The sequence below is a fragment of the Ornithinimicrobium murale genome, from assembly GCF_003352835.1.
In the GTDB taxonomy this organism is placed as follows: Bacteria; Actinomycetota; Actinomycetes; order Actinomycetales; family Dermatophilaceae; genus Ornithinicoccus; species Ornithinicoccus muralis.
Map to the genome: position 1 here is coordinate 409704 of NZ_QLVD01000019.1, position 20321 is coordinate 430024.

Consider the following 20321-nt stretch of genomic DNA (forward strand, 5'->3'; position numbering starts at 1 on the left):
CGAGCACCTGGCCCAAGACCTCCCACCGGCTCGGAACTTCCAGTTCCTCTGGGTGCGGAACGACATGCTGATCGCCCTCGTGTTCGCCGACTCCTCGGCTGCCCCTGACCGTGGCCCTGCAGTCCCAGGCCCGTCAGTTCGGCTCCAATATCGACGTCCTGGCCACAGGCGCCTTCCTGTCCCTCGCGGTGCCCTTGGTGGTGTTCTTCTCCTTCCAGCGCTACTTCGAACAGGGCGTCCTGGCAGGTTCCGTGAAGTAGGCGGCCACTGCGCCCGGTGCCCCCCACCTGCTTGACTGTCGCCCAGTCCAGTCGTGCACCGGAGCAGGGAGGCAGCAGTCATGGCGAGAGTCATCATCGTCGGGATGGGCGCGATGGGGTCGGTCTACGCGGCGCTCATGCAGGACGCCGGCCACGAGGTGCACGGAGTGTGCCACTGGCCCGAGCACGTGGCAGCGATCCGGCGCGGCGGTCTTCGGGTGCACGGGTTCAGCGGTGACCGGACCGTGCAGCTGGCCTCGGTGGCCACCGACACCCAGGGGCTTCCGGTGGCCGACCTTGTCATCATCGCCACCAAGGCGGGGGACGTGGAGGCGGCAGCGGACTCTGCCAGGCACCTGGTTGGTCCACGCACGGTGGTCCAGGGCATTCAGAACGGGTTGGGCTCGCCCGAGCGGATCGCCGCGACCCTGGGCAGGGAGAGGCTGGCGGTCGGGGTGGTCGGCGGGTTCGGGGCCTCGTGTCCGGAGCCCGGGACCGTGCACCACAACGGCATGGAGATGATCAGGTTTGCCTCGTATGCCGAGCTGCCCGCTGCGGACCTCGCGCGCGGCTCCGCGGTCTGGCAGTCCGCCGGGTTCCGCGTGCAGATGTTTGAGAACGTCGATCAGATGGTGTGGGAGAAGTTCATCATGAACGTGACCTTCTCTGGGACATCCTGCCTGACTGGCCTGACCATCGGCGAGATCATGCAGCAGGAAGCCGCGTGGTCAGTGGCGCAGGGCTGTGCTGAGGAGGCCGTCGCCGTGGCGCAGGCCAAGGGGATCACCCTGGACGTCGGCGACCCGGTCGAGCACATCCGTGCGCTCGGGTCCAGGATCCCCGATGCCCGGCCCTCGATGCTGCTGGATGCTCTGGCCCACCGACCAGGCGAAGTGGACGCGATCAATGGTGCGGTAGTCACCGAGGGTCGCACGCACGGCGTCCCGACGCCCGTGAACGACACGGTGTCCAACCTCGTCCGAGCGCGGGAACGCACCTACAGCAACCACGGCCACGGAGCCTGAGGCTGTGCCGCACGTTGCCTTCCTGCTGGGCAAGCCACCCAAGCCATCGACGATCTTCCCCGAGGTCCTCGAGCGGCGTGCAGACCTCCGTGCACCTTCCGCACGAGGACAGGGTCGACCACCCAGTGGTCAGCTCGGCGGATCTGGTCGTGCACCGGGGGCTGGACCCCTGTGCCATGCTGCTCGTTGCCGACCTCGACCACGCGGGCAAGGCCGTGCTCAACCCGTATGCCGGGGTGCTGGGTCTGGTGGACCGGGCCACCACGCTCCGCTCCCTGGAGGGGTTGCCGGTCCCGTCCACCACCGTCGTGCAGACGTGGCGAGAGGTGGCTGCCGCAACGGGGCAGCGGCGCTGTGTCGTGAAGTCAGCGAGTGGTCCAGGGAGAGGCGCCGCCATCGTGGTCGGCACCGCTGAGGAGCTGCGGACCGATCGTGGTCTGCAGCCTCCCTTCCTGGTGCAGGACTACGTCGTGGCCGGTGAGGTGGACCACAAGCTCTATCTGGTGGGCGACACGGTGCGAGGCCTGCTCAAGCCCTCCCCCCTGGCGGTGGGTCACACCACCTCCGGGGCGGCCTTCACTCCTGACCCCGTCCTCGTCGCGCTCGCCAGGCAGGCCCGGGCCCGATTGGGTCTGGACTTCCTGGGCGTGGACGTGCTGGTCTCCGAGCAGGGGCCGATGATCGTCGACGTCAATGACTTTCCCAGCTATCGGGGGGTTGCTGACGGTCCTCGGCTGGTCGCGGAGCACCTCCTGGTGCACCTGGCAGACCGGCCCTGACGTCGGCTGGCGCTGGGGCCAGCAGTGCCTGAGGCCGGCGGCCGTGCCTCGGGCCGACCATCGGTCTCACTCGGCCAGGAACGCCGGGACGCGCTCCTTCGGTCGACCGATGATCGCCCGGTCGCCCTTGACCAGGACGGGGCGCTGCATCAGTTTCGGGTGCTCAACCAGCACTGCGACCACCTGATCGGGCGTGGCGACGTCGTCGTCCCTCAGGCCCAGGGAGGCAAAGGTCGCGTCCCGGCGCACCAGGTCCGTGACAGGGTCCTCCAACGTGCTGATCAGGGCACGGAGCTCCTTCGCCGTCAGTGGCGAGCTCAGATAGCGCACCACCTCGGTCTCGAGGCCCGCGGCCTCGACGAGCTCGAGTGCGGAGCGGGACGTGGAGCACCGGGGGTTATGCAGCAGGGTCACCTCAGCCATGGCAGGACGCTACACGGCACGGCGCCCGTTGTGATCCCGGCCTCACCATGGAGCGCCTGGGAATCTCCGGTGTGGGGCGGCCGTTCTCCCAAGAGCGTCTGGCGCCGGTGCCGGCGCCTCCGACATACCCGCCCTGCTCAAGGAACCGCAGATGCTCCGCATCACCCTGTCCCGTCGCTCACCCGTCACCGCTTCCGTCCGCCCCAGCTGGCGCGAGCGTCGCGAGGCTCGCCAGTTGCACACCGAGATCTCCCGTCGCCCGCAGAACGTGCGCAACGAGCTGTTGGAGATGGCAGCCCGCGCCCGCTGAGCGGGCTTTCCGCAGGCCCCGCCTGCAAGGGTGCGGTCCTGGCAGGTGGACCGTCGCTCACGGTCCTACCGTGGAGTGATGACGACCAACGGTTCTCCTCCACAGGACGACCGCCTCCCGTCGGGCCGTGACCGGACAGGCCATGACCGGCAGAACGATGACCAGCGGGAGTCCGCCCCCTCCCACCACCCGGCCGCGCGCACCGGAGCCCTTCTCGGGCCGGTGCTCTTCGCGCTGCTGGCGGCCGCGCTGGTCATCCTGGCGATCACCCTTCTGTGAGCCCGCGATGACGGATGCTGCGGATGCCCGTCCCTGGGTCCCCAGCCACCCGACCGTGCCCCGACTGAAGAGCGCGGTCCAGGGCTGTCGCGGGTGCGAGCTGTGGGAGGACGCCAGTCGGGCCGTGCTGTCGCACGGCTCACGGGACGCGCGGGTGATGCTGGTGGGGGAGCAACCCGGGGATCAGGAGGACCGACAGGGCACGCCCTTTGTCGGTCCGGCCGGACGGGTGCTCAAGGATGCCATGGCGGCCGCCGGGCTCGCCACGGAAGAGACCTACCTGACCAACGCGGTCAAGCACTTCCGGTTCCAGCGGCGGGGGAAGCGCCGGATCCACGAGGCCCCTGAGCTGCGTCACCTGGTGGCCTGCCATCCGTGGCTGGAGGCCGAGCTGTCGATCGTGGACCCCGACGTCGCCGTCTGCCTCGGCGCGTCAGCCGGTCGGTCCGTCCTCGGGCGACGGGTGCGCATCGGAGCCGAGCGTGGCGAGGTCCTCGAGGGCCCCGAGGGTCGCAGCGCGGTCATCACGACGCACCCCTCCGCGGTGCTGCGCCTGCGCTCCCGTGGGGGCTATGACGAGGCGATCGAGGAGCTGGTCGCTGACCTACGGGTCGCGGCCTCCGTCTGAGTCGGGAACGCCGAGGCGAGGTCGCTGTCCTCAGTGTGCGGCATTGACCTCGTAGGACGTGTTGGTGGACTCGAAGAAGTTCACCAGTTCGAGAGTGTCGTTGGCGGCCGCCATCCACTTGGCTGGGTTGGCCACCCGGTAGTGCGGCTCGAAGCCCAGTTCCTCCAGGCGCCGGTCGGCCAGATACTTGACGTACTGATTGATGTAGTCGGCGTTCAGCCCCAGGATCCCGCCGGGGAGCAGGTCTCGGTTGTAGGTCTCCTCCATCTCCACGCCGTCCAGGATCATCTGCTGGATCTCCTCGGCGAAGTCGTCGGTGGCGATCTCTGGGTTCTCCTCCAGCACCGTCAGAATCAGGTTGATGCCGAACTTCAGGTGCAGGCTCTCGTCGCGCACGATCCAGTCGATGAGGGAGCCGAAGTTGCGCAGCAGGTTCCGCTGCCGAAAGCTCAGCGCCACCATGAAGCCGGAATAGAACCAGATGCCCTCCAGGATCACGTTGTAGGCCACCAGGTTGCGGACGAAGTCCTGCTTGCCCTCAACCGTATGGATGTCCAGGGTCTGCTCGGTCATCCGCCGGATGTAGCGGACCTCGAACTCCTCCTTGGCGGCCATCGACGGCACGTTCACATGGGACTCATACGCCTGCTCGCGGTCCACCGGGAACGTCTCCAGGACGTACTCGAAGGCCATGCAGTGGTTCGCCTCCTCCCACATCTGCTTGGCCAGGTAGAGGTGGCACTCGGCAGCGTTGACGTAAGGGTAGACGCCGAAGGCCAGGGCCTTGTTCACCAGCAGTTCATTGGGGTTGAAGTAGCTCATCAGGAAGGTGAGCGCGTGCCGCTCCTGGTCCGTCATCCTCTCGAAGTCACCCAGGTCCTCGCCGAGCTGGACCTCGTTGGGGAACCAGGTGTTGGCCACCGCCTGGTCATACAGCTCCATGGCCCAGGGATAGGTGACCGGCTTCAGGAGCAGGCCCTCCCGGATGCCCGTGCCGAGGATGCCACGGGTGGTGTTGGTGTCGGTGTTGGTGTTCATGTCAGTCCTTCGTGGGTATCCAGCGTGTCAGGTCGGTGGTCCGGTGCGGCTCGGGTCGTCACTGGCAGGAGTCGCACTGCAACCGTTCCTGCGGGTCGATCGGGCACTGCGGGTCCTCGACGAGCGCAAGCGTCGCTGCCGGGGGTGTCGGGGCGGGCTCGCTGCGAACCCCGAAACCACGGCGGGATCCGCCACCGGTGCCGGGGGCCGCCTGCGCCTTGTTGACCCGGACCGTGGCCTGCTCGGCCTGGTGGCGCGGCATCATGTGCAGGTAGTAGGTGGTCTTCACACCCATTCGCCACGCCGCGGCATACAGCTCCATCATCTCGCCGACATCGCGGCTGGCCAGGTAGATGTTGCGGCTGATCGCCTGGTCGATCCACTTCTGCGCGCGGGCGGCTACCTTGAGGAAGGCATAGGGGGAGAGCTGGAAGGAGGTGCGGTAGATCTCCTGCAACTGCGCCGGCACGCCCTCGACCTTGGACAGGTCACCCTGGTGGCGCAGCAGCTCCTCGCGGACCTGCTCCCAGAGTCCAGCGTCCCGCAGGTCCTGCACCAGGTTGCGATTGACCTCAAGGAACTTGCCGCTGCTGGTGGAGCGGCTGAAGATCTGGCTGAACTGCGGGTCCAGCCCCGGCGTGGTGCCGGCGACCAGGCCGATCGACGCGGTGGGGGCGATGGCCAACAAAGTGGAGTTGCGGATGCCGCCAGCGACCTTTTCGCGCAGGGCGTCCCAATCCAGGCGGCTGGTTCGGTCGACCTCCACGGGAGTGCCGCGGTCGGCCTCGAGCAGATCAAGGGAGTCGATCGGCACCAGGCCCTGGCTCCAGCGGCTGCCCGCGAAGTTGGGGTAGGCCCCGCGCTCGCGAGCCAGGTCGGCCGAGGCGTCGATGGCGTGCCAGCTGACGAACTCCATCACCTGATCCATCAGGTCGTAGGCCTGCTCGGACTCATACGACCAGCCGAACCGTTCGACGATGTCGGTGAAACCCATCACGCCCAGACCGAGGGCCCGGTTCAGCTCGTTGGAGTGCTCAGACTCAGGCACCGAGCTGATCGTGATGTCGATCAGGTTGTCCAGCTGCCGGACGGCCAGCCGGGTGGACTCGGCGAGCCGGTCCCAGTCAAGCCGGGCCTGGGCGTGGCGCCCGGTGATGTGCCGCGACAGGTTGACGGAGGCGAGGTTGCAGACCGAGACGTTGTCGCGGTCCTGCGGCAGGCAGATCTCGGTGCACAGGTTGGACAGGTGGATCGTGCCGGTGTTGTGGTTGAGCGCCCGGGTGTTGATGGTGTCCTTCCAGGTCAACCAGGGATGGGAGCTGGCTTGCAGGGAGATGAGGATCGCCCTGAACTGCTCGCGGGCGCGTAGCCGCTTGTGCCGGAGGTGGCCGGCCTGCGCCTGGGTGACGTACTCGGCATACCGCTGGGAGAAGTCCGCACCGGTGAGCTCGACCAGATCAGGGGTCTCGAGGGGGTCGAAGAGATACCACTCGTCGTCCCGTTCCACGCGCTTCATGAACTCATCGGAGATCCAGACCGCCGTGTTGGCGGTGCGGGTGCGGCGGTAGGGGTCGCCGGAGTTCTGCCGTAGGTCCAGGAACTGGGCGAAGTCCAGGTGCCAGTTCTCCATGTAGAAGCACAGGGCACCGAACTTCTTGCCGCCCCGGCTGACCGCGCGCAGGGTGGAGTCGATGGTGTGCATGAACGGGATCGGTCCGGTGGAGGCGGTGTTGTTCGACCGGATCGGGCTGCCCTCGCTGCGCAGCTTGGACACCGACATACCGATGCCGCCGGTGCCCTTGGTCACCCACATCACATCGCGCACACTCTTGGCGATGTGCTCGATGTCGTCCTCCAGCTGCATCACGAAACAGTTGGAGAGTTGCGAGTACGCCGTGCCGGCGTTGACCAGGGTGGACCCGGCGGCGAGGTACTCCAGGCGGGACATCTTGTCGTAGAAGCTGATCGCGGCGCCGGTCGGGTCGTCCTCGGTGAGACTCAGCCCCATGGCGACCCGCATCCAGAAGAACTGCGGGACCTCCAGGGGCGCACCGTCGGGGCCGTCGAGCAGGTAGCGCACCCGCATCGTCTGTGCCCCGATGAAGCGCAGCAGGTCATCGCGCGCCGGATCCAGGGCAGCGGCGAGCTGCTCCAGGTCGAAGAGTTCGGTGAGGCGGTGGTCCAGCTGCCCGGACCGGACACCCGCCTCGACGACGGCGGGGAAGCGGTCGCGGTGCAGCGTAGCGATGGTCGCCGGGTCGTTGTCGCCGAACAGGTCGTGCGTCTCGCCGAAGACCTGCTTGTAGAGCGACTTGACGAGCAGCCGGGCGGCGATCACGTCATAGGACGGGTCGTCCTTGACGTTCTGCAGCGCCACCTGGATGACGGCCTGGTCCAGCTCCTCACTGGTGATGCCGTCAAAGAGGGTGATCTCCAGCTCCGACTGGAGCTGGGTCGTGCGGGTGATCGCGTCGTCCAGACCGCGGGCCGCGGCCTGAATGGACCGGGCGACCTCGTAACCGTCGTATGCCGTGCGCGTGCCGTCGCGCTTAAGGACCGTGATGCTCATCGGTTCACCCCTCGTGAACTGGTGGGAGAGCAGACCCACGAGCACGAGGACGAGGAGGTCGGTGGCACCCCATTTTTGGGGAGATTCGGACCGCCCTATCCCCTTTTTTGGGGAAGTTCGGACCGGCCCCCACACGGGAGATGCCGCCCGATCCTGGACCGTCCCACGCGGTCGCGGACCACCACCGTCGTCTGGACGGCAGTGCACTGGCAGGTCTTCGGACTCACGGGCCGGTCCGGGACGGACGTCCCGGGCTGCCTACTGTTCGCCGCTTCCCGGACCTGGGTTGGTCCAGTGCGTCATGGCGAAGGTCGTTCCCGTTCACCGCTGCGGGGCAGTCCCGGACTCTCACCGGGTTCCCTCTTGCGACGACCACCACCAGGGGAGGTGGTCGAACCAGCTGCTGTCAGCACCATATACCAGGAACTACATCCATGTAACCCCTAGATGTTGTGTTCAGCCCAGGACGTCCTGCAGGGCACTCCAGAGTTGGTTGACGCCGAGGACGAGGAAGAGCACCGCAGTGATCCCGAGGGCGATGTTGGTGTGCAGCCGGTTCGCCCACTCCTTCGGGATGCGCCGGCCATTGAGCAGACCGAGCAGGGTGAGTGCCAGGAACGGCATGAAGAGCGAGCCCAGCACGCCGTAGGCCAGGACCAGACCGATGGGACGGTCGAGGAACAGCAGGATCATGGGCGGGAAGGTGAGCCACACCAGGTAGAACTTGAAGTACTTGCCGCCGACCCGGGTGTCGGCGTGGTCGGAGTTGACGCCCCGCATGTTGCCCCAGAAGTCGGCGAACATCAGCGAGACACCGTTCCACACACCGATGATCGAGGAGAAGGCTGCGGCCCAGAAGCCGACCAGGAACATGGTTCCGATCACGTCGCCGTAGCGGTCGTTGAGCACGCCACGCAGATCGAGCAGGCCCGTGTCGCCTGCGCTCAGGGAAACCCCCGCAGCCTGGACCACCTCGGCACCCACCACGAGCATCGAGATCACAAAGACGCCGGTGAGGACGTAGGCCATGGTGTTGTCGATGCGCATGACCCGCATCCACTTGGGCGTGTACCACCCCTTCTCCCGCAGCCAGTAGCCGTAGGCCGCCAGGGTGATCGTGCCACCGACACCGCCGGCGAGCGCCAGTGTGTAGAGCAGGCCGCCCTCGGGGATCATCGGGACCAGACCCTTGAGCATGTCGGGGACGTTGGGCACCGCGATGACGGCGAGCGCCACGATGGTCACGAACATGATGCCAACCAGAGAGGCGGTGATCTTCTCGAAGACGGCGTAGCGGTTGAACCAGACCATCACGAAGCCCGCCAGGCCCATGAGGATGGCCCAGATCGTCAGCGGGACACCGGGGAAGAGGGCGGCAAGGGGCAGCGCGGTGGAGCTCATGGCCGAGGCTCCGTAGACAAAGCCCCAGATGATGATGTACGGCCCGAAGTACCACGTGGTCCAACGGCCCAGGGTGCGCCAGCCCTCAAAGATCGTGTAGCCGGTGGCGAGGGTGTAACGGCCCGCGCCCTCCACCAGGATGATCTTGAGGATGACGCCCAGGATGACGGCCCAGAGCAACCCGTAGCCGTAGCGGGAGCCGGCAGCCAACGTCGCCACCATGTCAGCGGCGCCCACACCGGTGGCGGCGACTACCAGTCCCGGTCCGACGATCTTCCAGCGGGGCACCGCGCCCTGATCGTCATCCACCCGTTCGCTGTGGCCCGCCTTGCGTCCGAAGTCGTCGGTGCTCATCTCGTCCTTCCCGTGCCATCCGAAGAGGTCGGCACGCCGAAACAGTGTGCCGCAGGAGGAGCAGAAGCGGCCAGCATCTCGCGGAGACCCAGACAGATATTGGGCACCTCGTGGGAGACTCTTGGGCTCCGAGAGCCCCTGCGGTCGGCCCCGCCGCATGCCTGGGAGCATGGTGCTCGTGCGCGACATCACCTCGGATCTGTTCGACGCCGTCCTGTTCGACAACGACGGCACCCTGCTCGACTCCCGCGAGGCGGTGGTCCGCTCCTGGTTGGCCTGGGCCGCCGACCACGGGGTGCCTCCCGAGACCCTGATCGGCTTCCACGGAGTGCCCAGCAGCGGGATCGTCGCCTCCGTGGCACCACACCTTGACCCGGTCGCGGCGACCGCCGACATCGACCGCCGTGAGCTCGAGGACACCGAGGGTGTGGTGCCCCTGCCCGGCGCCGCCGAGGCCGTCGCGGCCGTGGGCTGGCGGGGCGCCATCGTGACCTCGGCGAGCAGGGCGCTGCTCACGGCTCGCCTCGAGGCCGCGGGCTTCATGGCTCCTCAGGTGATGGTCACCGCCGACGACATCAACCACGGCAAGCCCGACCCCGAGCCCTACCTGATTGCGGCCGAGAAGCTCGGTGTCGACCCGACCCGGTGTCTGGTCGTCGAGGACGCCCCGGCGGGCCTGCGGTCCGGGCGGGCCGCCGGTGCCGCGACCGTGGCTGTGCTCTCCACGAGCACGCGGGCGGAGCTCGAACCGCTCGCCGACCTCGTGGTCGAGGACCTCTCCCAGCTCTCCTTCGCGCTCAGCGATGACGGCGTGCGCGTCTCGCGACTCTGACGGCGTCTCCGTGGCGTTGTGCCGCCGCTGAGACGGCATGCCCTTGTAGGGTGCGGATCGGCGGGGTGCCCGACTCCCGCCGTCCCGAGGCGAAGGAGCCCGCGTGCAGATCGGTGTGCCCCGTGAGGCGACCCCTGGTGAGACGCGCGTCGCTGCCACACCCCAGACCGTTGGTCGCCTGATCGCTCTCGGGCACACAGTGACCGTGGAGTCCGGGGCCGGCGAGTTGGCCAGTTATCCCGACGAGCTGTATGCCGAGGCGGGGGCCACCATCGGCCCTTCCCCGGAGGTGTGGGGCGCCGACCTGGTGGTCGCCATTGATCCCCCCGACCCGGAACAGCTGGACCAGCTGCGACCTGGCGCCTACCTCGCCGCGCAGCTCGGGCCGGGGCAGCACCCCGACCTGCTCGAGGCCCTGGCCGAGCGGGGCGTCACCGCGCTGGCCATGGACGCGGTGCCTCGCATCTCCCGGGCCCAGACGTTGGACGTCCTGTCCTCGATGGCCAACCTCGGTGGCTACCGTGCGGTGATCGAGGCAGCCAACGCCTATGGCTCGGTGTTCACCGGGCAGGTCACGGCCGCGGGCTCGGTGCCGCCGGCGAAGGTCTTCGTCATCGGCACCGGCGTGGCGGGTCTGGCGGCCATCGGCACCGCGAGCAGCCTGGGCGCCGTCGTGCGAGCGACCGACATCCGGCCGGAGACGGCCGAGCAGGTCGAGTCGATGGGGGCGGAGTTCGTCCCCATCGCACTGGACCCCAACGCGACGAGCACCGATGGTTATGCGCGTGAGATGGGGGAGGAGCTGCAACGTCGAGCCCTGGAGGTCTGCGCCCAGGAGTGCGCCGCAGCTGACATCGTCATCACCACCGCCCTCATCCCTGGCCGTCCTGCTCCGAAGCTGGTGACCGCCGACACGGTCGCGGCGATGCGCCCCGGCAGCGTGCTGGTCGACATGGCCGCGCGCAACGGCGGCAACTGTGAGCTGACCGAGCCCGGTGCGGTCCGCACCTCCGACAACGGTGTCCAGATTGTGGGCTACACGGACCTGCCGGCCAGGCTTCCCACGCAGGCCTCGCAGCTGTTCGGGACCAATGTCGTCAACCTGATCGCGCTGCTCACACCGAATCAGGACGGGCAGCTCGTGCTCGACCTGGACGACGAGGTGCAACGTGGCCTCACCGTCACCCACGAGCACCAGGTGCTGTGGCCACCACCGCCGGTGTCCGTGTCCTCGACACCGCCGCCAGCGCCGTCCGAGCCACCTGCACCCGCGGCTGAGCCGGAGACCGGGGCCACACGCGACCCGCGGCGCGGTTATGTCGCCATGGGACTCGCCGCCGTGCTGTTCGCCCTGGTGGCCAGCGTCTCGCCGCCCTCCTTCCTCGGCCACTTCACCGTCTTCGCCCTGGCCGTGATCGTCGGCTTCTACGTGATCAGTCACGTGACCCACGCGCTGCACACACCGCTGTTGGCAGAGACCAACGCCATCAGCGGCATCATCCTGGTCGGCGCCATCCTGCAGGTCGGCAACGAGGACCTGCTGGTCCGGAGTCTCGCGCTGGCCGCGACCGTCGTGGCCAGCATCAACGTCTTCGGCGGCTTCGCCGTCACCGGACGGATGCTGGCGATGTTCCGCCGGGAGGAGTCGGCGTGAGCCTCAACCTTGTGCAGGCGGCCTACATCGTTGCCGCCGTCCTGTTCGTGCTCTCGCTGGCCGGCCTGTCCCGCCACGAGACCGCCCGTCGTGGCAACGTCTTCGGCATCATCGGCATGGCGATCGCCCTCACTGCGACGATCTGGCTGGCCGCAGAGCGGGCTGAGAGGCCAGGTCTCACACTGGCCCTGATCATCGCCGCCCTGGCCGTCGGTGCCAGCATCGGCCTGTGGCGAGCCCGAGTGGTGCAGATGACCGGCATGCCGCAGCTCATCGCCATGCTGCACAGCTTCGTCGGCATCGCCGCGGTGCTGATCGGCTACAACGCCTACCTGGCGCCCGACCCCCTGACCGGTGTGTTGACGGGGTCTGCGGAGACCATCCATCTGGTGGAGGTCTTCCTCGGGATCTTCATCGGCGCGGTGACCTTCACCGGGTCCGTGGTCGCCGCCCTCAAGCTCAGCGCGCGCATCAACTCAAACCCGCTCATGCTGCCGCACCGGCACCTGCTCAACCTGATGGCGCTGCTAGCCAGCGCGGGGCTGATGGTCTGGTTCGTGATGAGTCACGCCCTGCTGCCGCTGCTCCTGATGACCCTCATCGCCCTGGCCTTCGGATGGCACCTGGTTGCCTCGATCGGCGGGGGCGACATGCCGATCGTGGTCTCCATGCTCAACAGCTACTCCGGCTGGGCCGCGGCGGCTGCGGGCTTCCTGCTCGGCAATGACCTGTTGATCATCACCGGAGCCCTCGTCGGGTCAGCCGGTGCGATCCTGTCCTACCTGATGTGCCAGGGGATGAACCGCTCGTTCATCTCGGTGATCGCTGGCGGCTTCGGCACCGAGGGGGCCACCTTCGAGGCGGACCAGGACTACGGCGAGCACCGCGAGAGCAACGCAGGCGAGGTCGCCGAACTGCTCCGGCGGGCGAAGTCTGTGGTGATCACGCCTGGCTACGGCATGGCCGTGGCCCGCGCCCAGGCGCCCGTGGCCGACCTGACCAGCCGCCTGCGCAAGCAGGGCATTCAGGTGCGTTTCGGCATACACCCGGTGGCCGGACGGCTCCCCGGACACATGAACGTCTTGCTGGCCGAGGCCAGAGTGCCCTACGACCTCGTGCTGGGCTTGGAGGAGACCAACGAGCAACTGCCCGACGCTGACGTCGTCCTGGTCATCGGCGCCAACGACACCGTCAACCCGGCCGCGGTCGACGAACCGGGCTCGCCCATCGCCGGGATGCCGGTGCTCGAGGTGTGGAAGGCCCGCGAGGTCGTGGTCCTGAAGCGATCCATGGCCAGCGGCTATGCCGGAGTGCAGAACCCGTTGTTCTTCCGGGACAACACGCGAATGCTGTTCGGTGACGCCAAGGACGTCGTCGAGGACGTCGTCCGGCTCCTCTAGTGCGCGGGCGGCCGCCTGAATGAGTGCCGCGGCGCACAAACCAGCGGCCGGCCGGGCAGCTGGCACCGCCGCCAGCACCATCGCCACCATCACCATCACCGCTGGGTCGGTGCACGTGACTGGCCGTCCGAATGAGTGCCAGGGCGCACAAACCAGCGGCAACAGTGTCCCTGGAGTCACGGTCTCAGCCGCGATGCCACCGTCGCGGCTGTTCCTGACGCGACGGCATCGATAGCGTTGAGGCGTGACGGACACCGCTAGCACTCCTGCCCACCGTTTTCTCGCGTTGCACCGACCCGGCCGGCCCGTGCTGCTGCCGAACGCCTGGGACGTGGGATCTGCCCGACTGTTCGCATCCTTGGGGTTCGCGGCGCTGGCCACCACGAGCAGCGGCTTCGCAACCACGCGCGGTCAGCTGGATGGTGCGATCGGCCGCGAGGAGATCCTGGCCCACGCGGCGGAACTCGTGGGCGCAACAGAGTTGCCGGTGAGCGCTGACCTGGAGAACGGCTTCGCGCACGACCCCGACGGTGTGGCTGCGACTATCCGGCTGGCTGTCGAAGCTGGCCTGGCCGGTGCTTCGATCGAGGACTACAGCGGCTCCGAGCAGGAACCGATCTATCCGTTCGCACAGGCTCGGGAGCGCGTGCTGGCCGCGGCCGAGGTGGCGCGCGCTGCGTCCACCAGGGTCGTGCTGACCGCACGCGCGGAGAACCACCTGCACGGTCGGGACGACCTGGCCGACACGATTCGGCGTCTGCAGGCCTTCGTGGAGGCCGGGGCAGACGTGGTCTACGCGCCCGGTCTGACTGACCTGGGGGACATCCGGCGCGTCACCGCCGAGGTCGGGGCGCCGGTCAATGTGTTGACCCGCACGGGCGGGCCCACCGTCTGTGAGCTGGCTGCGGCCGGCGTCGCGCGGATCTCCGTGGGCGGCGCCTTCGCCTTCGTCGGACTGGCTGCCGTCGCCGAGGCCGCGGGAGAGTTCCTCCACGAGGGAACCATCAGCTTCACCGAACGCGCTGGGGCCGGCTCGACCCTGGCCCAACAGGCCTTCGGCTAGGAGCACGGGCCACGACTGCTGAGCCCAGCAGTGGTGAGTCCACCACTCTGAGCCCGCGACACCTGAGCCCTCGACCGCTGAGTTCACTACTCTGAGCCCGCGACACCTGTTGTTCATCCCGGCAAGGAACAATCCGCCCGTGCCCGAGCCTGTTCACCCGATCCCACCCGTGTTCCTGGCAGGAGACCGAGCCCCTGCGCCGCGGACCCTGTGCGAGGTCTTCGAGGCGACGGTGGCGGACGCGCCAGACGCTCTGGCCCTGGACAGCGGGGCGCAGACCCTGACCTACGCAGAGTTCCACGACGCCGCGGAACAGGTGGCCGAACGACTGGCCGAGGCCGGGATCGGTCGCGGTGCCCGCGTGGGGGTCCGGATCAAGTCCGGCACCACCGACCTCTACGTGGCGATCATGGGCACCCTCCGGGCAGGTGCCGCCTATGTCCCGGTGGACGCCGACGACCCGGACGAGCGGGCCACGGTGGTGTTCGCCGAGGCGAACGTCGCAGCGGTCCTGGGCAACGACCTGAGCCTCACCCTGCGCGAGGGTGGGCCGACCGGGGAGCCTGCGGAGGCGCCGACTCCAGACGATGATGCGTGGATCATCTTCACCTCCGGCTCGACCGGCACCCCCAAAGGGGTGGCGGTCACGCACCGCAGCGCTGTGGCGTTCGTGGACGCGGAGTCACGGATGTTCCTGCAGGACAACCCGATCGGACCGCAAGATCGGGTGATGGCAGGGCTGTCGGTGGCCTTTGACGCCAGCTGTGAGGAGATGTGGCTCGCGTGGGCCTACGGCGCCGCCCTGGTCCCGGCACCGCGCTCACTCGTGCGCTCCGGTGTCGACGTCGGCCCGTGGCTGGTGGCCAACGACATCACCGTGGTCTCGACCGTGCCGACCCTGGTCGCCCTCTGGCCGGCCACGTCGCTGGAGCAGGTCCGGCTGCTCATCATGGGTGGTGAGGCCTGCCCCGCAGAGCTCGCCGCCAGACTGCAGGCCCCCGGCCGGGAGGTCTGGAACACCTACGGTCCCACCGAGGCCACCGTCGTGGCCTGCGGAGCGGCCCTGGATGGCAGCGACCCGGTCCGGATCGGGCTCCCGCTCGACGGCTGGGACCTGGCGGTTGTCGACCAGCACGGTCGGCCGGTCGCCGAGGGAGCCTCGGGTGAGCTGATCATCGGCGGCGTCGGCCTGGCCCGATATCTGGACCCTGCCAAGGACGCCGAGAAGTACGCACCGATGCCCACGCTGGGGTGGGAGCGTGCCTACCGCTCGGGCGACATGGTGGTGAATGACCCCACCGGCCTCCTCTTCGCCGGGCGCGCGGACGACCAGGTCAAACTGGGCGGCCGGCGCGTCGAGCTGGGGGAGATCGACGGCCAGCTCCTCCGCCTCCCGGGTGTCGCCGGTGCGGCAGCTGCGGTGCGCACGACCACGTCCGGCAACCAGCTCCTGGTGGGCTACCTCGCCGTCGACGACAGCTACAACTCCGAGACCGCCCTGGCCCTGCTACGTCAGCGCATGCCTGCCGCCCTGGTGCCCCGCCTGGCCGTCGTGGACGACCTGCCGACCAAGACCTCGGGGAAGGTCGACCGGGATGCTCTGCCCTGGCCGCTGGCCAGCAGTGGCACCGGGCCCACGGGCCTCAGCGAGCTCCAGCTGTGGATCGCCGAGATCTGGGTCGACGTGCTGGGCGCCGAGGTGACGTCGGCCAAGGACGACTTCTTCGACTTCGGCGGCGGCTCCCTCACGGCCGCACAGGTCGTGGGGCGCCTGCGGGAGCAGTATCCAGAGGTGGCCGTCGGCGACATCTACCGCCACCCACGCCTCGGGGACCTGGCCGGCGCGCTGGAGAAGCTCGGCCCAGGTCCGGCCAGGTCCGACCGGACCATCCCGCCCATCCGGCGCAAGACCCAGGTCGGGCAGTTGCTGGCCCTGCTGCCCCTGCGCACCCTGGCGGCCGGGCGATGGATCGCCTGGGTGCTGGCCGGGGCCAACCTGGCCCACGGCATACCTGGTCTGGCCTGGCTGCCCACGTTCCCACTGTGGTTGGTCGTCCTCTCGGCCGTGGTCTTCCTGGTCCCGCCGGTGCGGATGGCGCTGGCCGCCCTGCTGATCAGAGGGACGCTCCGCGGGGTGCGTCCCGGGTCCTGGCCCCGCGGTGGCAAGGTGCACCTGCGGGTGTGGCTCGCGGCACGGATCCAGGACGAGCTGGCCGCTGTCTCGGTCGCCGGCGCTCCCTTCCTGCCGTGGTACGCCCGCCTCCTCGGCGCCAGAATCCGACCCGACGTGGACCTGCACGCCCTCCCACCGGTGACCGGCATGCTGGAGGTCGGCCGGGGTGCCTCCATCGAACCCGAGGTGGACCTGACCGGCTACTGGATCGACGGGGACCTGGTGCACATCCAGCCGATCCGCGTCGGTGCGCACGCCCGCATCGGGGCGCGCAGCACCCTGGGGCCGGGTGCCCGGGTGCGTCCGGGTGCGATCATCGCCCCCGGTTCCCTCGTGCTCAGCGAGGTGCCGGCGGGGGAGACCTGGTCCGGTGCCCCCGCCGAGCGGGTCTCGGAGACAGCACGCGGCCCCTGGTCGGAGGAGCGCCCACCGAAGGGGCGGGTGTGGTGGCTCGGCTACGCGCTCGCCGGTGTGCTGGTGGCCGGTCTCCCTGTGCTGGCCACGGGCGTGGGCGCGGCGGCCCTGTGGCCCGCTGTGCAGGGGGCGGACACGTGGGGTGCCGCCCTGCGTGCCGGTCTCCCGTGGCTGCCGCTCGCGGCACTGCTGGGGTATGCCGTGCTGGGACTTCTCGTGCTTGTCCTGGTCCGCGTGTGTGGGCTGGGGCTCCGGGCCGGGTTCTATCCGACCCGCTCCGCCTCGGGCCTGCGGATCTGGCTGACCTTCCGCGTGCTTGATGAGGCACGCACCTGGCTCTTCCCGTTGTACTCCGGGGCTCTCACCCCACTGTGGCTGAGCCTGCTGGGCGCCCGGGTCGGCAGGGGCGTCGAGGCCTCGACGGTGCTGCTGATCCCGAAGTTCGCCCACATCAACGACCACGCCTTCCTGGCCGACGACACTCTCATCGGCTGCTACGAGCTGGGCGGCGGCTGGATCCGCGTGGAGCACGTCAAGATCGGCAAGCGTGCCTTCGTGGGCAACTCGGGCATGGTCTCGGCCGGGCGCAAGGTGCCGCGGGAGTCGCTCGTGGCCGTCTTGTCCGCGGCGCCTCAACGCAAGACGGTGAAGAAGGGGTCGTCGTGGCTGGGCAGCCCGCCCACCAGGCTGCGCCGGGCCGCCGACGAGGCTGACGCGAGCCGCACCTATGACCCACCCACCCGACTCAAGATCCTGCGCGGCATCGTCGAGACCTGCCGACTGGTGGTCCTGCTGCTCCAGGTGGCGCTCCACGTCACGGTGGCGGCGGCACTGCTGGCGCTGCTGTCCTGGCACCCGCTTGCCGCCTTCGCCCTCGGCGGGGTGGTGCTGGCCCTGGCCGGGGTGGTCGCCGCCCTGCTCACAGTGGCCGCGAAGTGGTCACTGGTGCGTCGGCATACGACCCAGGACCATCCCCTCTGGTCCGGTTTCGTCTGGCGCAACGAGCTGGCCGACACCTTCACCGAGGTGCTGGCCGCGCCGTGGTTCGCCTCGGTCACCCAGGGCACGGTGGCGCTCAACGTCTGGCTGCGGATGCTGGGCGCCGACATCGGCCGCGGGGTCTGGTGCGACAGCTACTGGCTCCCCGAGACCGACCTGGTGCACCTGGGCGACGGATCGACGGTCAACCACGGCTGCGTCGTGCAGACCCATCTGTTCCACGACCGGGTGCTGAGCATGGACCGGGTCACCCTGCGCCGGGGCGCAACACTGGGGCCCAACAGCGTGATCCTGCCCGCCGCAACGATCGGCCGGCACAGCACGATCGGCCCGGCCTCCCTGGTGATGCGCGGGGAGTCGGTACCCTCCCAGACGCGGTGGATCGGCAACCCGATCGGCCCGTGGGACCAGGAGGATGAGCTGTGAGAGGTGCCGATCCCTATATCTCGGGGCACGGGGATCTGCGGTATGCCGTGGCGCACTACGACCTGTCCCTCACCTATGCGCTGCCCAGCAACAAGCTCGACGGGACGGCCGTGCTCACCTGTCGGGCGCTGGAGCCGCTCTCGCAGGTCGCCCTGGACCTGCGGCTCAAGCCGCTGAAGGTTTCGGTGGCGGGACGCCGCGTGAGCCGGCACAAGTTCCTGGGTGGCCGGCTGACGATCTCGCTGGCAGAGCAGGTGGAGCCGGGGGAGGAGTTCACCGTCACCGTGAAGTACTCCGGCAATCCCGGGCCGATCCGCAAGCGTGGACAGGACCCTGCCGGGTGGGAGGAGCTGGAGGACGGCGTCATCGTCGCCTCGCAGCCGCACGGGGCACCGTCCTGGTTCCCCTGCAACGACCGGGTCTCCGACAAGGCCACCTACGACCTGAGCCTGGTCACCGCCGCCGACTACCACGTGGAGTTCAGCGGGGAACCGGTGGCGGTGCAGCGGCGGGGCGCCAACCGCACCTGGACCTTCCGGCAGACCGAGCCCATCGCGCCCTACCTGGCCACGGTCCAGATCGGGCGTTACACCGTGACCGAGCAGGAGGCCGTCGTGCCGCTGCGGGTCGTCGGTCCGGCCAACATCAAGCGCCACGGTTTCGCCGCCTCGTTCGGCAGGCAGCCCGAGATGATCGCGTTCTTCGTGGACCGGTTCGGGCCGTACCCGTTCAGCGGCTACACCGCCGTCATCACCGACGACCCGCTGGAGATCCCGCTGGAGTCGGCGTCCCTGTCGACGTTCGGGCGCAACTTCGCCTCCGACGACTGGGAGTCGGTGCGCCTGGTGGCCCACGAGATGGCGCACCAGTGGTTCGGCAACGCGGTGACCGCGGGGGAGTGGCGCGACATCTGGTTGCACGAGGGCTTCGCCTGCTATGCCGAGTGGCTGTGGTCGCAGGAGTGTGGTCACCGGTCGGCGGAGGAGTGGGCCCGCCATCATCACGGCATCCTCGCCGAGGAGACCCAGCGGGCGCCGCTCAGTGACCCGACACCGGCGCTGATGTTCGAGGACTGGGTCTACAAGCGCGGAGCCCTGACCCTGCACGCGCTGCGGTCCGAGGTCGGCGAGGAGACGTTCTTTGCGATCCTGCGGTCGTGGGTGTCCAGCCACCGGGGTGGCTCGGTGACCACGCAGCAGTTCATCACGCACTGCTCGCAGGCCGCGGAGCGAGACCTGGCCGGGTGGTTCCGTCCCTGGCTGGACGAGACGGAGCTGCCCGGACTGCCCGGCTGAGGCGCGACCACAGCGCGATCCGGGCTCGGAGCCTCGCACGGTGGTCAGCTCCGGTCGTCACTGCTTGACTGTCCAGATGGTTCGCGAACTGTCGCCACGGTTAGCCGCGATCGTCGACGCCCTGCCCCTGCGGCCGGGTCTGCGGGTGCTGGAGATCGGGGGAGCCCCCGGTGCGGCAGCGCGAGCAGTGGCACAGCGACTGGGACCGGGCGGTCACATCCTGGTGATCGACCGGTCCGCCACAGGGGTGTCCCAGATCGAGCGGCTCGCGGCCGCGGAGATTCAACGCGGGGTGCTCAGCGCTCGCTGCGTGAGCGCTGAAGACTTCTGCCTCAGGGAGGGCGAGGCCGCCTTCGACCTCGCCTTCGCGGTCCGGGTGGGCGCGCTCGACGGACGGCACCCTGAGGCCGGGAGCATTGCCCGGCAGCGGATCCGGGCCGCGCTGGTGCCGGGTGGACCGCTCTTCGTTGACGGCGGGGACCCGCTGCGCCAGGTTCGTCTCGAGGCACCTGACCGCGCCTGGTGAAAGGTGGTTGTCCGCACCCCGGTTCTCAGTCATCCTCGAGGGATGACGAGCACGCCGTATGCCGACAGTTGGGTTTCCGTGCGCCGCGAGGATGGTGAGCTGATCGGCTTCGTGGCACCGGAGCCCGAGGGGTGGCGTCCGCTGACGGTCTTCGGGCACCCGCTGGCCGATGTCGCGGACCGGGCGACGGCCGAGGACCGACTGCACGCCGTCGGCCTGGGCTACCTCGCGGGCAAGTGGGAGCTGCGCGACGGGGAGGACTGGATCAGCGCGCAGCTCGTGGAGGCCTCACCGGCCGGGGTGACGGTGCAGCTCGTCGACTTCTTCGACCACGCGGACCGCTATGGCGAGCGCCAGAGGCTCGCCGCACCGGTGGGTGACGATCGGCTGCGCCCAGCCTGATCTCGGGTGGCCGTGCGCTCGGTGGGCTTCAGTCTCGGGTGGTCGTGCGCTCGGTGGGGTCCAGTCTCGGG

Annotated in this window: 18 protein-coding genes and 1 riboswitch; of the genes, 14 read left to right on the forward strand and 4 right to left on the reverse strand. The window is 69.0% G+C overall.

Features of this window, described 5'->3' with window-relative positions; all coding sequences use genetic code 11:
• Window positions 1-110: 110 nt before the first annotated feature.
• The 3 genes from DPQ65_RS08735 (at window position 111) to DPQ65_RS08745 (ending at window position 2064) form a co-directional block, all read left to right on the forward strand.
• Window positions 111-260, forward strand: coding sequence for a hypothetical protein (locus DPQ65_RS08735; protein ID WP_238146749.1), 150 nt, complete (start codon window positions 111-113; stop codon window positions 258-260).
• A gap of 80 nt (window positions 261-340) precedes the next feature.
• Entirely contained in the window at window positions 341-1285 is a 945-nt protein-coding gene (locus DPQ65_RS08740) for a ketopantoate reductase family protein (RefSeq protein ID WP_114906934.1), read from the forward strand.
• Between the two features lie 77 nt (window positions 1286-1362).
• Complete coding sequence (locus DPQ65_RS08745; RefSeq protein ID WP_202863055.1) at window positions 1363-2064, forward strand: ATP-grasp domain-containing protein; 702 nt, start codon at window positions 1363-1365, stop codon at window positions 2062-2064.
• A 66-nt stretch (window positions 2065-2130) separates the two neighbouring features.
• On the opposite strand, the gene arsC is transcribed toward DPQ65_RS08745, so the two are convergent.
• Window positions 2131-2487, reverse strand: coding sequence for an arsenate reductase (glutaredoxin) (gene arsC / locus DPQ65_RS08750; protein WP_114906935.1), 357 nt, complete (start codon window positions 2485-2487; stop codon window positions 2131-2133).
• A gap of 151 nt (window positions 2488-2638) precedes the next feature.
• On the opposite strand from arsC, the gene DPQ65_RS15660 reads away from it, so the two are divergent.
• The 3 genes from DPQ65_RS15660 (at window position 2639) to DPQ65_RS08760 (ending at window position 3704) form a co-directional block, all read left to right on the forward strand.
• On the forward strand, window positions 2639-2797 hold the full coding sequence (locus tag DPQ65_RS15660; protein WP_162802126.1) for a hypothetical protein: 159 nt from the start codon (window positions 2639-2641) through the stop codon (window positions 2795-2797).
• Window positions 2798-2875: 78 nt separating this feature from the next.
• The gene (locus DPQ65_RS08755) at window positions 2876-3076 is read left to right on the forward strand and encodes a hypothetical protein (RefSeq protein WP_114906936.1); all 201 of its coding nucleotides are present in this window, start codon (window positions 2876-2878) and stop codon (window positions 3074-3076) included.
• Between the two features lie 7 nt (window positions 3077-3083).
• Complete coding sequence (locus tag DPQ65_RS08760; protein WP_114906937.1) at window positions 3084-3704, forward strand: UdgX family uracil-DNA binding protein; 621 nt, start codon at window positions 3084-3086, stop codon at window positions 3702-3704.
• Between the two features lie 30 nt (window positions 3705-3734).
• Here DPQ65_RS08760 and DPQ65_RS08765 read toward each other — a convergent pair whose 3' ends face one another.
• The 3 genes from DPQ65_RS08765 to DPQ65_RS08775 all read right to left on the reverse strand — a co-directional run bounded on the left by DPQ65_RS08765 (window position 3735) and on the right by DPQ65_RS08775 (window position 9066).
• Window positions 3735-4742, reverse strand: coding sequence for a ribonucleotide-diphosphate reductase subunit beta (locus tag DPQ65_RS08765; RefSeq protein ID WP_114906938.1), 1008 nt, complete (start codon window positions 4740-4742; stop codon window positions 3735-3737).
• A gap of 58 nt (window positions 4743-4800) precedes the next feature.
• Window positions 4801-7311 carry a ribonucleoside-diphosphate reductase subunit alpha gene (locus tag DPQ65_RS08770; RefSeq protein ID WP_114907019.1) on the reverse strand — a complete coding sequence of 837 codons (2511 nt, stop codon included), beginning with the start codon at window positions 7309-7311 and terminating at the stop codon, window positions 4801-4803.
• A gap of 191 nt (window positions 7312-7502) precedes the next feature.
• A riboswitch (cobalamin riboswitch) is annotated at window positions 7503-7728 on the reverse strand.
• Between the two features lie 39 nt (window positions 7729-7767).
• The gene (locus tag DPQ65_RS08775; RefSeq protein ID WP_114906939.1) at window positions 7768-9066 is read right to left on the reverse strand and encodes an Nramp family divalent metal transporter; all 1299 of its coding nucleotides are present in this window, start codon (window positions 9064-9066) and stop codon (window positions 7768-7770) included.
• Window positions 9067-9244: 178 nt separating this feature from the next.
• Here DPQ65_RS08775 and DPQ65_RS08780 point away from each other — a divergent pair, with 178 nt between their 5' ends.
• From DPQ65_RS08780 to DPQ65_RS08815, 8 genes are all read left to right on the forward strand, one after another.
• On the forward strand, window positions 9245-9898 hold the full coding sequence (locus DPQ65_RS08780) for an HAD-IA family hydrolase (protein WP_420330077.1): 654 nt from the start codon (window positions 9245-9247) through the stop codon (window positions 9896-9898).
• 103 nt (window positions 9899-10001) lie between these two features.
• On the forward strand, window positions 10002-11552 hold the full coding sequence (locus tag DPQ65_RS08785) for a Re/Si-specific NAD(P)(+) transhydrogenase subunit alpha (protein ID WP_114906941.1): 1551 nt from the start codon (window positions 10002-10004) through the stop codon (window positions 11550-11552).
• Window positions 11549-12952: a Re/Si-specific NAD(P)(+) transhydrogenase subunit beta gene (pntB, locus tag DPQ65_RS08790; RefSeq protein ID WP_114906942.1), complete on the forward strand. Its 1404-nt coding sequence runs from the start codon at window positions 11549-11551 to the stop codon at window positions 12950-12952. Before DPQ65_RS08785 ends, pntB begins: the two co-directional genes overlap by 4 nt.
• Window positions 12953-13196: 244 nt before the next feature.
• The gene (locus tag DPQ65_RS08795; protein WP_114906943.1) at window positions 13197-14015 is read left to right on the forward strand and encodes an isocitrate lyase/PEP mutase family protein; all 819 of its coding nucleotides are present in this window, start codon (window positions 13197-13199) and stop codon (window positions 14013-14015) included.
• 139 nt (window positions 14016-14154) lie between these two features.
• Window positions 14155-18027: a Pls/PosA family non-ribosomal peptide synthetase gene (locus tag DPQ65_RS08800; RefSeq protein WP_202863056.1), complete on the forward strand. Its 3873-nt coding sequence runs from the start codon at window positions 14155-14157 to the stop codon at window positions 18025-18027.
• Window positions 18024-19322, forward strand: a complete 1299-nt coding sequence (locus tag DPQ65_RS08805; protein ID WP_114906945.1) for a M1 family metallopeptidase — start codon at window positions 18024-18026, stop codon at window positions 19320-19322. Before DPQ65_RS08800 ends, DPQ65_RS08805 begins: the two co-directional genes overlap by 4 nt.
• A gap of 76 nt (window positions 19323-19398) precedes the next feature.
• Entirely contained in the window at window positions 19399-19848 is a 450-nt protein-coding gene (locus DPQ65_RS08810) for a class I SAM-dependent methyltransferase (RefSeq protein ID WP_114906946.1), read from the forward strand.
• A gap of 42 nt (window positions 19849-19890) precedes the next feature.
• On the forward strand, window positions 19891-20250 hold the full coding sequence (locus DPQ65_RS08815; protein ID WP_162802127.1) for a hypothetical protein: 360 nt from the start codon (window positions 19891-19893) through the stop codon (window positions 20248-20250).
• Window positions 20251-20321 lie beyond the last annotated feature (71 nt).